This is a genomic window from Tessaracoccus terricola (assembly GCF_054776555.1).
Map to the genome: position 1 here is coordinate 555,260 of NZ_BAAHBS010000004.1, position 13,851 is coordinate 569,110.

The following is a 13,851-nucleotide window of genomic DNA, read 5'->3' on the forward strand; positions in this document are numbered from 1 at the left end:
GCCCGACTCAGTCCCGGGGTTCGGGCCCGAAGAACCCCCGGGTGACGGCACGCTTGACCGTGCCGGCGAACTCCTTCACATGATCCCGCACTCCCAACTGTGCTGCGGCGGCTCGCAACCGGAAGCCGGGAAAGCTGGGGGTGGGCAGCAGCAGGGTGCGCAGCGCGACCAGCCGGGTCAGCAGCAATCGACGTCGACGGACCAACCCCTGGGCATCGACCACCCTCTCGTGGTTGCTGGGGGTGGCCTCCAGGTAGCCGTCGCGCAGGGCGGCCTCGACGATCTCGCGCCCACGCTCCGTGCGAGCCATGATCAGGGAGATGCCGTCGGTGCCCTCGGATCGGCGGTGCCAGGCGTCCCCGCCGGTGACGTCTGCCAGTTCACCCAGCCCGTCGGGGCAGAGATGGCAACGCAGTTGGCGAGTGCCGCGGGCGAGCCTTCCCCAGGACTCGTCGTAGGTGATGGAGGCCCGGTCCTCGCCATCGGTCACGACGAAGTTGCCCGGCCAACCACGGCCCCGGTACCGCAGGCTCGTGATCTTCGAGGAGTCCTCGAACCCCAGTTCCGCTGCCAGCTTGCGGCTGCCCTCCGACGCGGGCGTGCCGGCGCAGAAGAAGCTCAGCACCAGCCCGAGGTTCCGGTCCAGGCGGGGACGTGACTTGCGGAGTTCGGCGACTGCCGCGACGTCGCAGGGCTTGCCGATGAAAACGCAGGGTCGATCGCTGTCCTCGATGACCCTGAGGGCCTCCACCGGCGACGAAGTGGTGTAGCGCGAGCTGGCGCTGCCAACCACGGACTCCCTGTCCGTGCTGATGATGGTGCGGTTGCGCCACGGCTTGTCCGGGTCCATCCCGGTGTGCACCACGAGCGCCATGTTGAGCTTCTCGAGCGCGTAGCACGCCAGCGCAGTCACGATGCCGCCCGACGAGCCGGCGAAGCGTGAATCGGGATCGCTCGCCCAGCCCTCCCAGATCCTGACTGCCGGACCCACCAGCACCTCGTTGCGGTCAGGAACGTGATCCCCCCAGCTCGGTGCGGTGACCTTGGAACCGGGGCACACCTCGGCGATCTGGTCCTTGACGAACAGTGGCAGTTGCCTGACCCCGACGGGCCTCATCCCGACGTTGGGGAAGTCCACCATCTTCACGCCGTGCTCCTCGCCGACGTAGGCGCAGGCGCCGCAGCCCGAGCAGAGACGGCGGTCGATGACCGTGTCGATCCGGTGTTGTGCAGCCATGGTTTACAGGGCCCCCTCTCTACCGGCGGCCACCAGGTTCATCAGCAGCGCCAGGTTGGCGGCCGACACCGCGGTGCTGCCGCTGCTGACTTCCTCGAGCCATGCCTCGTCGAAGACCCCGCTGGCGCGGGCCGGGTCCAGCACCGTCGGGTTGTCATGGATGTGCCGGGTGATGGCCGCCGAGACCAGGGCCGCCCCGGCCGGGGGGCGACGGGTTCCCCGTACCCGCTGGTTGACCTTGCGCACCAGTTTCTGGAACCGTGCGGCCTTCGTGCGCAGTAGGTTGAGTGGCCCGGGATGGGCGTAGACCCTGGGTGCGGGGCGGTCATCCAGCGGCAACGAGGCCAACTCGTCGTCCAGCGCCACCTGGAGACGGCCCAGGAACCGCGAACCCTGTTTGCCCGCCGGGGTGATCCGCGGAACCGTCTCGGTGAACCGGTGGTCCAGCATCGGGTTGACGAGGGTCCGCCGGAAGGCCACGGCTCCTTCGCCCAGCCCACCCCAACGCCTGATCCTGTCGAGGTAGAGCGCATCGGTGGCGCTGAACCATTCGGGTCCAGACTCCAGGAGGGTTGCGTGGATCACGTCGACCGAGACGCTGTGGGCATCACGGTACTCGGCGGCGAGGGCCGCGCCCTCGACGGCGTCGTTGGCCAGCATCCGCCACCGCGCCAACTGTTGACTGCGACTCCTGGTGATGGGCGCCGGCCGCACCGTCCCGAAGTAGAAGAAGCCCCTCGCGAGCTCGCCGCCGAGGCCGGAGAGACGCTGCCCCTGCTCGAAGGACTCCTCGGCCCAGCCGGTGATGGATCGTGCGATGGGGTCCGCCATGCAATCGTGGGACTCCGCTGTGGCGAGGACCCTGTGGAACCATTCCTCGGGAGACAGCGAGCCGATCCCGCTGATCGAATGGACGGTGTGCCGCATCCCGAAGCGTCGGGCGAGTGCCCCGGCGATCTCGGCATCCTTCGATCCCGGGGTCTCCAGTGTCATCACCTTGAGGCCACGGCGGCGTGCCGCGGGGACGGCGCTCAACACGATCCGTGAGTCCTGGCCTCCCGTCAGTTGCAGGGTGGGGTCGTGGCCCTCGTCGAGATAGGTGGAAACCATGTCCCGCAGCCCCTGTGCCGCCCTCTGCACGCCCTCGTCGAGGGGAAGGGCACCCTGCTCATCCGGTTCGGGGATCCATTCCGACCTGATGCCCGCGGCGCTCAGCTCGAGGGATTCGCGGGGAGCAAGCGCGGTGACCCCGTCGAAGATGGTGAGGCTGTCGAGTTGATAGCCCAGTTGGCTCTGAAGCCTGAGGCCCTTCGGGTCGAGTCCTCGGCCGAGCATGCGTGCCAGCAGCAGCGCGGACGTCGATGCGGCGCTCCAGCCGTCCCCCTCGCACCGAAAGACGTTGCGGAAGGCGATCTGGTCGGTGGTGAGGCGTAGTCCGTTCGGCGTGAGGCCGAGGGCGCCGAAGGGTGGCAACATGCGTCCGAGGCGCGTGAGGTCCCCGGCCGCGAGCCAGCGAGCGATCTCGGCGGGGGCAACGGTGCCCGAGGCCGACTGGTTGGTGCTGGTCAGCAGGACGGGCTCGGTCTGGGTGGGGGCGCTGCGGCCCAGACCCCAGGTGCCCACCCAGACGCCGCCCACCATCGCCGGTGGCGCGTCGCAGGAACGGGTGAGCAGCTCTTCGACGGGCCCCGGCAGTCCGCCGGCCCCCCGGACCGTGACGAGCACCAGACCGGTGCCCAGATGGTTCGACACTTTCCCTCCCCCCGGGTGTGTACGTGGCCCCTACTATAGGGAACGCGCTAGGGGGTGTCTGCATTGTCCGATCAGTCTGTCGGTTCGCAAGCCGAGGATTTCAGGTTCGGCCCGCTCGAAGAGGATGACCTGCAAGGGATCTCGGACCTGATCACGCGCATGAGCGATGACAACGGGCTCCGGCTGCGTGACAAGTCCGCCGCCTACTACCGCTGGATGTACCTGGCGAACCCGGCCGGTCCGGCCGTGGTGCACTCCGCCCGACTGGACGGCAAGGTGGTGGCCTCGTTCGCCCTGGCCCCGAAGCGGTTCCGCGTCGATGGCAGGCAGGTGGTCATCGGCAAGACGATGGACATGTTCACCGACCCCGAGCACCAGGGCAGGGGTCTGATCAAGCGTTGCACCGCGGCTGTGTTCGAGGGTGCCAAGGAAGCCGGCATGGCCGGCTGGTACGTGACGCCGTCGGTGAACTCCTATCCGATCTTCAAGGAGAAGTGGGGCTACCGGGAGGACCTCCGCATCCTGTTCCGTGCCCGCATCCTGCGCCTCGGCCCCCTGCTCGGGGCGATGCTGAAGCCCGCGGGGGTGCTGGGCCGCGTCGTGGACGGCGTGCGTGGACTGCTCCCGAGGCGCGGACTCGAACTGCCGGCCGGCTACGAGGTGGAGCAGCTCGAGCGGTTCGACCACGAGGCGGATCGGCTCTGGGGTGAGGTGGGACCCGGCTACCGGGTGGCGCTGCAACGTGATGCGTCGTACCTGAACTGGCGCTACGTCGACAACCCGGACCACTACACGCTGCTGGGCCTGCGTCACGGCGGGCTGCTGGTGGGAATCATCGTGCTGACCGAGACCGTCCGACGGGGCGTGCGCTGCGGCGAGATCGTGGACTTCGTCTGTCCCGCGCAGGACGATGACGTGTTCAAGCTGCTGGTGGCGGTGGCGATCGACCGCTCCCGCAGCGCCGGGCACGCGCTGGTGCAGGCCTGGACGCTCAAGGACACCACCCTCGACGCACGGTTCCGCGTGGCTGGGCTGGGGGTGAAGCGCACGGAGATCAAGTTCCTGACGAGTCCGGAGCTCACGGACTCAGCGTTGCGCGACGCGAACGCGTGGCTCCTGACCCAGGGTGACGGCAACGACGTGTAGCGCGTCAGTTCCAACCCGGTGTGACGACCAGGCTGCGGCGGGTCAGCAACCACACCGTGTTGATGGCGTTGCCCTTCACCTTCAGGGCTGCCTGCTCGCGCCGCCCGGGGCGTGCGAGCCAGACCGCCGACCAGCCCAGCACCGAGATGACGTTGTGCAGCAGCCGGATGCCCGTGTAGGCCAGCACCTTCCACCGGGGGTGGTGCTTGCGCCAGTACAGCAGGTCCGCCTTCTCCATGATCAGGTAGTACTTCACCGGGTAGGCCTTGGTGCTGCCGCCACCGAAGTGGACCGCCTCGGCCTCGGGCAGGTAGACGCAGTCCCAGCCGGCGTCGTTGTAGCGCTTGCCCCAGTCGGTGTCCTCGCCGTAGAAGAAGAAGTCCTCGTCCAGCGGCCCCACCTGGTCGAACGCCTCCTTGCGGACCATCAGGAAGCAGCCGGAGAGCACCTCCGCCGAGTGGGTGTGGTGGTAACTGGCCGGTGGCAGCGAGCGCCCCGGCAGGAGCCCGGTGCGCTTGAGCCACAGATGGTCCCCGAGTGCGTTGCGCAGCGTCGGGAAGCGGCGCACGTTCTGCCGGATCGCGCCCTCCTCATTGAACGTTCGCGGACCCACCATCGCCACCGACGGATTGGACTGCAGGTACTCCCAGAGGGTGTCGATCACTCCGTCGTGCGCGACGACGTCGGTGTTCACGAGGCACAGGGCCTTGCCGCGCGCGACGGCGAAGCCTCGGTTGTTGGCTTTCGCGAACCCGAGGTTGTCCTCGTTCTGGACCAGTCTCACCTCGGGGAAGCGCTCGGTCAGGGCCGCCTGGGAACCGTCGTGGGAGTCGTTGTCCACGACGATGATCTCTGTCGAGGCACGGTGTGTGGTCGCCTGCAGGGACTCGATGACGTCGAGCAGCAGTTGGCGGGTGTTCCAGTTGACGATGACGACGGAGACGTCGACTCCGGGCGAGTAGGTCACGCCTGCCAGCCTAGGGATTCCCGCGTGAACCTGCCGCCCTTTCGACATGCGGGATAGGGTTGGAGGTAATCGGGCGGCCATGATGCCGCCGAACTCGGGGGAGTGAAACATGCGCGTTGCGCGGAGTCTGGTTGTTGTCCTGTCCGTCGTCCTGCTCGGAGGCTGTGCTCCTGCATCGCTCGGACCCCATGGTCCCGAAGTGGTGGAGACCACTGCGACGGCTGGTACCGGATCCGACGGTGGGGACGCCACGGTGCCGCCTGCTGCCGACGTGGACCCGCCCGGGGCGGCGGGCCCCCCGGAAGGCGGTTGGCCGGGGCCGTCGAACACCGGTGTTCCCGAAGGGACGAACCTCACCCCTTGGACGGGCGACTGCACGATCACCGAGCCGGGGACCGTCATCGACTCGAAGCTCGTCGAGTGCAATCTCCGCATCAGGGCGGCTGACGTGGTCATCACCAGGTCCCAGATCCACGGCAGTGTGATCCTGCGCCACCTCGACGAGGACTACTCGTTCTCCATCGCTGACAGCGAGATCATCCTGGGAGAGCAGATGCTGACCGGACTCGGGAATGGGCACTACACGGCCGAGAGGGTGGAAGTCTCCGGTGGGAGCCGCTCGGCCTACTGCGCCACGGATTGCACCATCCAGCACTCGTGGGTGCACGCGCAGTCAGGGGACCCCGACGAGGAAGCGCACATGAGCGGCATCCGGATGGGGATGAACACCACTTTGCGGTTCAACACCATCATCTGTGAGGGCGCACGGGTTCCCCCCGCCGCAGGATGCTCGGCTGCGCTGACGGGATACGGGGACTTCAGTCCCATCGCGAACAACCTGATCGAAGGAAACCTGTTCCGCAGCGGGACTGCTTCGTTCTGCGCGTTCGGTGGCTCATCCCGGAACAAGCCCTACAGTGACGACGCGCGTGACGTGCGCTTCATCAACAATGTCTTCGAACGCGACGAGAACGGCAGTTGTGGCATCCACGCACCGATCGAGGCGTTCGACTCGAACGCCCCTGGCAACGTCTGGGAGGGCAATGTCTGGGACGACGGGGAGCCGCTGGCGCCCCGGAACTAGCCTTCGTCGCCCTCCGCGACGCCGCGCTCGCGATTTCCCCGTAGCGACTTGAGGTTGCGACGTTCCCGCAGCAGCAACCAGCCCCAGCACGCGCTCCCGAGCACTGCGCAGACCAGGACGTCACCCCACACGGGCAGATCGGCGAACACTACGACGGCGAGCGCGGGTGCCGAGACCGCGGCCGCGCACACGAGGCCGGCTCGAGTCGTCGCGAGGAACGACAGCACCTTGAGCCCGATGATCCGACGCAGGTTGAACAATTGGACGGTCATCGCCACAACCATGGCGACGAGCAGGGTGAGGGCAGCACCCTCGATGCCCAACAGGATCGACAACGGGTACAGCAGGAGCACCACGGCAAGTGCCCTCACCAGGGTGAACCGGCGCTGGAGTTCCGGTTTTCCGATCGCCAGGTAGACGGAGAAACTCACCATTGAGTTCATGTAGACCATGGCGAACGCACAGTACAGGGCGAACGCGGGAGCAGCCTCGCCGAAAGCGGCCCCGTAGAAGAGTACGAGCAGGGGTTCGGCAGCAACAGACATCAGCGCCATCAAGGGCAGCCCGAAGAGCCACACCAGTCTTGACAGGCTCAGCACCTGCGTTCGCATCGCCCCGAAGTCGTCCTGGAGGTGGGACAGGATCGGAACCACCAGCGGCTGCACCACCTTGCTGAAGATCCCGAGGGGGAATCCCGCCAGCGCGATTGCGAATGCGTAGAGACCGAGCTCGTGGGCGGTCACGACCTTGCCCAGGACCACGGTGTCGGCCTGCATGACGAGCATCGTGAGAATGGAGAGGCCTGCCATTCCACGGGTGAAGCGGAAGAGTTCCTGCCGTGACTCCCTGTCGAGGTGGAATCGTGGACGTATCGGGCACAGGATGAAGGAGAGGACGAAGCGGCAGAAGAACTCGAACACCGTGCCCCACAACAGGGCCCACACGTTCCCGAGGACGAACGCCAGGACGATCGTCATCGCGGTCCCGAGAAGCGCGGCTCCCTGGTTGGTCCACAGCGTGGCGCCGAACCTGAACTGACGCTGGAGCGCGAAGACGCGTGGGCTCGTCAGGCCCGTGAACACCACGGTGATGGGGGCCACCAGGAGGAGCAACTCCAGGTCCGGTTCGTTGAAGAAGTTCGCGATCGGAGAAGCAAGGAGCAGGGTCAGCACGGCAACCACGACGCCGCGAGCAACGCCGAACCACCATGCGACGTTCAAGAACTCAGGGGTGTTCCCCCGTTTGCTCTGGATGACGGCCTGCGAGACACCCACTTCCGTGATGGCGCCGAGCACTGCGATCACGGACAAGGTGAGCGCCATCAGCCCGAACTGGTCCGGGACGATCAGCCGTGCCAGAAGCATGTTGCGGCCAAGACGCGCGAGGCGCTCGACGATGGTGCCTGCGGCCAGGTACTTGCCACCCTTGAGAGCCTTCGAGCCCAGGTCCCGCGCAGCCACCGGTGCTTCCTTGTGCTGAGTCATCGCTCCTTCAGTGCTCGATCTCGGCGACGGCCTCCACGAGGACGGGCTCCTGGTGCAGGTAGCCGGTGGTGCGTCGCTTCTGCTCGATGTCGGCGTTGACCCGCCGCACCTGCTCAGTGGTCAGCCCGGTGGCCTCGGCAACCTGCTCCACCGGCACGTCGTGGTTCACCCCGTACAGGCACAGGTCCATCAGGTGGTGCGGCAGCGAGAAGTAGAACTCCTCCTGGGACTGCTCCAGCGAGTAGGTGTCCGTGGTGGAGGGCCTGGTGCGGATGGCCTCGGGCACACCGAGGTGCTCGGCCAGCGCGTAGACCTGGGTCTTGTAGAGGTGGGCGATGGGCTTCACGTCTGCCGAGCCGTCGCCGAGCTTCACGAAGAAGCCCTGGTCGTACTCCAGCCGGTTCGGTGTACCGGTGGTCACGTAGTTCAGCCGGTCCGCGTGGTAGTACTCCATCATCTTGCGCACCCGCTGCTTGAAGTTGGTGGCCGCCACGATGCCGAGGTAGGCCTCGGTGGTGAGGCGGTGGCTGCTCTGCTCGCCGTCGGGGTCCTGCACCACCACGTGGTAGACACGCAGCGTGCCGTCGTCGACGACGCTCGGCAGCACGATCTTGGACTTCCAGCCCTCCCCGTACTCGGGCACCACCTTGCGCACCGACTCGTCGTAGCGGCGGTAGCAGCCCGCGGCCTCGAGCGTGTCGGCGATCTCCTCCAGCACGGAGTCGAAGCCGAAGTGGTCGGAGATGGAACGGCTCAGCGAGATGGTCTCCGGCGACGACGCCCGCTCGGGCATGTGCAGTCCGAAGACCCGCTCCGGGCCGAGCGCGGCGACGCAGAGCGCGGCGGTGACGCTGGAGTCGATGCCGCCGGACAGCGCGATCACGGTGCCCTTGCGGCGGGCGCCGCGCAGGTAGTCGCGGATCGTCTGCGAGATCCTCTCGGTCTCCGCCGCCAGGTCCAGGGCGAGCGTGTCGGGTCCGAAGGTGGTCTGGGTCATTTGTCCTCCTGGGCTTGGGCGACGAGGTCGATTGCGTGCACCGGCTCGGGTGGGCGCTGACGTTGCGCCGCCGGTCCGGTGCCGGTGATGAACTGCTGGTGGATCAACTGGGTGGAGACCACCCCGACGATCCGCATGTTATCCGTGTTGCCGAAGGTGCGGCTGCGGTTGCGCGCCTTCGCCACGAGGCCCTCAACCTGGCGGGCGTCGAACAGGCCGCTGGCCAGCAGCGCGGACGGCGAGAGCACGTCGTCGAGCCACTCCGGGGAGGAGCCGTCGGCGAAGAAGCTCGCCGCGTCGGGCGCCCGGTACGGCTGCTTGGCGCGGTTGCGGATCTCGTCGGGGACCAGGTCCGAGAACGCGTGCCGCAGCAGGAACTTCTCCTCCAGCCCGAACAGCTTGTGCCGCGCCGGCAGCGCATTGGCGAACTCCACCACGTCGCGGTCCAGGAACGGGAAGCGGCCCTCCACGGAGTTGGCCATGAGCATCCGGTCGCCCTGGGAGGCGAGGATGTAGCCGGGCAGCAGGGTGGTCATCTCCAACCACTGCGCCCGCGTGAGCGAGTCCCAGCGGCTGCTGTCGGTGGGCAGCCGCGATGCCGGGTCGAAGCCGTCCCGGATGTCCAACTGATCCCGAACCGCCGGACTCAGCAATGTGCGGAGCGCGGCGGTCGAGTTCCAACGGGTGCGGTGTGACATCCCGGGATCCGCCGGACTGAAGTCTGCGCCGAAGAAGCTGCGGGCGAACGCGGGCGCCTTCCCCGGGTTGCGCGCCAGCCACGGGTACAGCAGTTCGGTGGCGCGGTTGCGCAACTCCGAGTCCGGGCCACGTGCCCAGAACTCCCGCACCTTCGCCTCCCGGAAGATGTCGTAGCCGCCGAGCACCTCGTCGGCGCCCTCGCCGGTCACCACCACCTTGTAGCCGGAGCCCCGCACCAGCTTCGAGAGCAGGAACAACGGCGCCGGGGCGGTTCGCAGCAGCGGCGCCTCGGCGTGCCACACCACCTCGGGGAATACCTCGGCGATGTCGGAGTGCGTGACCTCCACGTCGTGGTGGTTGGTGCCCAACTGCTGCACCATCCGCTGCTGGTGGGACCCCTCGTCGAACTCGTCGTCGGCGAACCGCAGCGAGAACGTGTCCAGGTTCGCGTCCGTGAAGTGCCTGATGGCGGCCGCGGTGACCGCGGAGTCGAGCCCGCCGGAGAGATAGGCGCCGACGGGGAAGTCGCTGCGCTCGAACCGCAGCTTCGTGGCCCGCACCAGCAGCTCGCGCAGGTGCTCCGAGTTCTCCCGCAGATCCTGGGCCGGCTCCTCGCCGCGCAGCGGGAACGCGATGGCCCAGTACGGTTCGCTGCGGAACCCGTCGGCGTCGAAGAACGCGACGTGGCCGGGCTCCAGCTGCGCGATCCCCTCGAACGGGGTGCGGGGAGCGACGGTGGACCACAGCGAGAACACCTCGCCGAGCCCCTCCGGGTCCAGGGCGCGTGGCACCGACGGGTCCGCGAACAGCGCCTTCACCTCGGAGGCGAAGGTGATCCGGTCCGGCAGGAGCCGGTAGTACAGGGGCCGCACCCCGAGCCGGTCCCGGGACAGGACCAGTTGCCGGTTGCGGCGGTCCCAGATCCCCAGCGCCCACTGCCCGTTGAAGCGCGAGAAGCAGTCCTGCCCCCACTCCTCCCAGGCGTGAACGATCACCTCGGTGTCCGAGCGCGTGCTGAACCGGTGCCCGCGCGCCACCAACTCGTCGCGCAGTTCGACGTAGTTGAAGATCTCGCCGTTGAAGCTCACCCAGACGTTGCCGTCCTCGTTGCCGATGGGTTGGGCGCCGCCGACGTAGTCGATCAGGGACAGCCGGGTGTGGCCGAGGATCGCGCCGTGGTCACGCAGGTAGCCGCTGCCGTCGGGCCCACGGTGCGTCAGGGCGCCGATCATGTCCTGCACCACGCCCAGGTCCGGTGGTTCGCCCAGCGAGACCACCCCGCAGATGCCGCACATCAGACACGCGGCTGGTGCGTCGCCGGCAACCCGCGCAGGGCAGCCGGGTCCGTGAGGACCGCCCGGCTGATCTGCTGGTCCGTCAGCCGCACGCCGAGGACGTCCTCCACCAGGAGGGCACGCCGCAGCGCGTCGAGCTCCGGGTCCTCGAGCGGGCGCAGGAACGCGCACTCGTCGAGGAGCCGGTCCACGCTGGGAGTGCTCACGCCGCGCCCTGGGCCTGCTTCGACGAGACGTAGCGGGTCAGGCCCGAGATGCTGCCCAGGTTCTCCGGCACCGTCTCGGTGTCCTCGACGCTGAACCCGAACTCCTCCTCGAGGAACTCGATCAGCTCGAGCACCCCGGTGGAATCGATGATCCCGGTCTCCAGCAGCGACTCCTCGTCGCCCGGCATCCGTGAGCTGTCCCCGAACAGGTAGCTCTCCTCGATGAAAGCCCTGAGCCTGGTGTTGACTTGCGTATCCATTTGATCGTCCCCCCGAACGGTCTTGTGATGGTCAGTGGAAGTGTACTGTCCCAGTCATGGTTTGATCCAGTGCTTTTCGGGGGTGGACATGTTCTGCGACTTTCTGCTGACTGCGGGCGATGACGACGCAGTGGCCGTGATCGACGGTGGGCAGGAGTACACCTACGGGCAGTTGCGGGGTGCCGTGGACCGGCTCGCGGCCGAGCTCGGCGCGCTCGGACTGGTGCCCGGCGCGCGCATCGGGGTGCTCGGGGTGAACTCGTTCTTCTGGGTGGCCGCCTACCTCGCGGCCTTCCGGGTGGGGGTGGTGGTGCCGCTCTCGGACAAGCTCTCGGCCGATGAACTCGCCTCGCAGGCCGACTTCGTCGAATTGGGTGCCGTGCTGGCGGACCGACGCCAGCTGCGGCGGGTGGCCGCCGCCTTCGGGGACCGCCCCGTCGTCACCGATGCCGCCCTGGCCGGGGACGACGTCGTGCCCGCCACCGACGTGCTGCCGCGGGCCTCCTCGCCGGACGACGATGCCGCGCTCATGTTCACCTCTGGGACGACGGCCCGGCCCAAGGTGGTGCGCCTGACCCACCGCAACCTCGAGGCCAACGCCCGCTCCATCATCAGCTACCTCGAGCTCGACGCCACGGAACGGATGCTCGTGGTCCTGCCGTTCCACTACGTGTTCGGCGCGTCGCTGCTGCACACCCACCTGGCCGTCGGCGCCAGCCTGGTGCTGTGCAACACCTTCACGTTCCCGGAGACGGCCATCGAGCTGATCGCCAAGCACTCCTGCACCGGGCTGGCGGGGGTGCCGTCGTCGTACCAGCTCCTGCTCAAGGCCAGCTCGTACGCCAGCCGACCGCTCCCGTCGCTGCGGAAGGTGCAGCAGGCCGGCGGCAGGCTCGCGCCCGAGCTGATCCAGCGCCTGGTCGAGGCGCAACCGCACAGTCGCGTGTTCGTGATGTACGGCCAGACCGAAGCCACCTCCCGCCTGTCCTACCTGCCGCCGGAACTGCTCGGGACCAAACTCGGCTCCATCGGACGCGGCATCCCGGGCGTCACGCTCAGCGTGGAGGACGCTGATGGCCGCCCGGTGGCTCCCGGTGAACAGGGGGAGATCATCGCGGCGGGGGAGAACATCTCGCCCGGCTACCTCGGTGACGAGGCCGCCACCGCCGAGAAGTTCGTCGGCGGCCGGATGCGCACCGGTGACCTGGCGACGGTGGACGAGGACGGCTTCATCCACATCGTCGGCCGCAGCGGGGACTTCATCAAGTCCTGGGGCTACCGCATCTCCCCGCAGCAGGTGGACGAGGCGGCGCTGCGCCACGACGGCGTGGCCGCGGCCGTCACCGTCGGCCTGCCGGACCCGGACGCGGGGGAGGCCGTCACCATCGCCGTCGCACCGGTTCCCGGGGGCAGCCTCGACGGCGACGAGGTGCTGGCGTTCCTGCGCGCGCAACTGCCCAAGCACATGGTCCCCAGCCGCATCCACGTCCTCGACGAGATCCCGCTGACGGCCAACGGCAAGGTCTCCCGCGGCAACGTGCGCACCCTGTTGGCCGGCTCGGACACGGTGGTACCGTAGGGCCACGCCGATCTTGGGGGAGATCATGACGAGAAAGCCGTTGTTGGGCATAGTTGCCGCACTGGTCACGCTGGGCCTGGTGGGCGCAGCCACCTACACCTTCTTCTGGGATCCAGATCCCACCTACGACGCCGCACCGGACACCGCCACCGCGCAGGCGGACCCGGCCGCACTGGAGAGTGCCGCGGACCTGCGGATCTTCTTCGGGCACATGTCCGTGGGCAACAACATCATCTCCGGGATGCGCCAGGTCTACGATGCCCACGGCGTGGCCCAGCCGGGCTTCCGGGAGACGGGAATCGGTGAGGTGCCGGCCCTCGGTGAGGGCGGGGCATTCGTCCACACCCTGATCGGGGAGAACCGCCACCCGTACCGCAAGCTCGAGAACTTCGCCGCGATGCTGCGCTCCGGGATGGCTGGCAAGGTCGACGTCGCCCTGATCAAGTTCTGCTACATCGACATCCGTTGGGACACCGACGTGGACCGGCTCTTCGAGACCTACCGGGACACCATGGCCGAACTGGAGGCCGAGTTCCCCGACGTCCGGTTCATCCACGTCACCGCGCCCCTGACCACCGGGCCGTACGGGATCAAGGACCACATCAAGATGCTCGTCGGGCGCGACGACAACGCCGCCCGGGAACGCTACAACCAGCTGATGCGCGCCGAGTACGGACCGGAGCAGCTGCTGGACGTGGCGGCACTGGAGGCCCGAGCCCCCGACGGCACGGTGAAGCCGGAACTGTACGCCGGCTACAGCAACGACGGCGCCCACCTCAACGCCACCGGCTCGGCCCTGGCCGCACTGGAGTTCGTGCGCATGCTGAACCTGGCGCGGGACTGACGTGCCCATCCACGGCGTCGGGGTGGACATCGTCGACGTGGCACGCGTCGCACGCCTGCTCGCCCGGGGTGGTTCCTTCACCCACCGCTGGTTCTCCGACGAGGAGTCGGCGCGCTGCGGCACCGCCGCCGACCCGGCGCGCGCGTACTCGATGACGCTGGCCGCCAAGGAGGCGGCCTGGAAGTCGCTGGGCCTCGGCTGGGAGGCCGGGGTGCCCTGGCGTTCCGTGCTGGTGGCCGCCGACGGCACCGTCCGGCTGGACGGCGCCGTCGCCGGGGCTGCCCGCGCGGCAGGGGTCGGT

13 protein-coding genes are annotated in these 13,851 nt (G+C 68.2%); 5 read left to right on the plus strand and 8 right to left on the minus strand.

Annotated features, from left to right (window positions below; translation table 11 throughout):
• Positions 1–7 precede the first annotated feature (7 nt).
• Both ACYU7G_RS08335 and ACYU7G_RS08340 read right to left on the minus strand, forming a co-directional pair.
• The gene (locus tag ACYU7G_RS08335) at positions 8–1,237 is read right to left on the minus strand and encodes a Coenzyme F420 hydrogenase/dehydrogenase, beta subunit C-terminal domain (RefSeq protein WP_461106681.1); all 1,230 of its coding nucleotides are present in this window, start codon (positions 1,235–1,237) and stop codon (positions 8–10) included.
• 3 nt (positions 1,238–1,240) lie between these two features.
• Positions 1,241–2,989, minus strand: coding sequence for a hypothetical protein (locus tag ACYU7G_RS08340; RefSeq protein WP_461106683.1), 1,749 nt, complete (start codon positions 2,987–2,989; stop codon positions 1,241–1,243).
• A gap of 159 nt (positions 2,990–3,148) precedes the next feature.
• On the opposite strand from ACYU7G_RS08340, the gene ACYU7G_RS08345 reads away from it, so the two are divergent.
• Positions 3,149–4,135 (plus strand): GNAT family N-acetyltransferase, encoded by a 987-nt coding sequence (locus ACYU7G_RS08345; protein ID WP_461106685.1) that lies wholly within the window; start codon positions 3,149–3,151, stop codon positions 4,133–4,135.
• A gap of 4 nt (positions 4,136–4,139) precedes the next feature.
• On the opposite strand, the gene ACYU7G_RS08350 is transcribed toward ACYU7G_RS08345, so the two are convergent.
• A complete protein-coding gene (locus ACYU7G_RS08350) occupies positions 4,140–5,102 on the minus strand; it encodes a glycosyltransferase family 2 protein (RefSeq protein WP_461106687.1) in 963 nt (320 codons plus the stop codon).
• 199 nt (positions 5,103–5,301) lie between these two features.
• Between ACYU7G_RS08350 and ACYU7G_RS08355 the strand changes: the two genes are divergently transcribed.
• Positions 5,302–6,186: a hypothetical protein gene (locus tag ACYU7G_RS08355; RefSeq protein WP_461106689.1), complete on the plus strand. Its 885-nt coding sequence runs from the start codon at positions 5,302–5,304 to the stop codon at positions 6,184–6,186.
• On the opposite strand, the gene ACYU7G_RS08360 is transcribed toward ACYU7G_RS08355, so the two are convergent.
• The 5 genes from ACYU7G_RS08360 to ACYU7G_RS08380 are packed head-to-tail and all read right to left on the minus strand — an operon-like array spanning position 6,183 to position 11,127.
• Positions 6,183–7,670, minus strand: a complete 1,488-nt coding sequence (locus ACYU7G_RS08360) for an oligosaccharide flippase family protein (RefSeq protein ID WP_461106690.1) — start codon at positions 7,668–7,670, stop codon at positions 6,183–6,185. The two genes, ACYU7G_RS08355 and ACYU7G_RS08360, sit on opposite strands and share 4 nt — an antisense overlap.
• Before the next feature lie 7 nt (positions 7,671–7,677).
• Entirely contained in the window at positions 7,678–8,667 is a 990-nt protein-coding gene (gene nadE / locus ACYU7G_RS08365) for an NAD(+) synthase (protein ID WP_461106691.1), read from the minus strand.
• Complete coding sequence (gene asnB / locus ACYU7G_RS08370; protein WP_461106693.1) at positions 8,664–10,661, minus strand: asparagine synthase (glutamine-hydrolyzing); 1,998 nt, start codon at positions 10,659–10,661, stop codon at positions 8,664–8,666. The genes nadE and asnB overlap by 4 nt, the downstream gene beginning before the upstream one ends.
• Entirely contained in the window at positions 10,661–10,867 is a 207-nt protein-coding gene (locus ACYU7G_RS08375) for a hypothetical protein (protein WP_461106695.1), read from the minus strand. Before ACYU7G_RS08375 ends, asnB begins: the two co-directional genes overlap by 1 nt.
• Positions 10,864–11,127, minus strand: coding sequence for an acyl carrier protein (locus ACYU7G_RS08380; protein ID WP_461106697.1), 264 nt, complete (start codon positions 11,125–11,127; stop codon positions 10,864–10,866). Before ACYU7G_RS08380 ends, ACYU7G_RS08375 begins: the two co-directional genes overlap by 4 nt.
• Positions 11,128–11,215: 88 nt before the next feature.
• On the opposite strand from ACYU7G_RS08380, the gene ACYU7G_RS08385 reads away from it, so the two are divergent.
• From ACYU7G_RS08385 to ACYU7G_RS08395, 3 genes are all read left to right on the plus strand, one after another.
• Complete coding sequence (locus ACYU7G_RS08385) at positions 11,216–12,706, plus strand: class I adenylate-forming enzyme family protein (RefSeq protein WP_461106698.1); 1,491 nt, start codon at positions 11,216–11,218, stop codon at positions 12,704–12,706.
• Positions 12,707–12,731: 25 nt separating this feature from the next.
• Positions 12,732–13,550, plus strand: a complete 819-nt coding sequence (locus tag ACYU7G_RS08390) for an SGNH/GDSL hydrolase family protein (RefSeq protein ID WP_461106700.1) — start codon at positions 12,732–12,734, stop codon at positions 13,548–13,550.
• Position 13,551: 1 nt separating this feature from the next.
• Positions 13,552–13,851: holo-ACP synthase (locus ACYU7G_RS08395; RefSeq protein WP_461106702.1), on the plus strand; the 300-nt coding region annotated here is incomplete at its 3' end.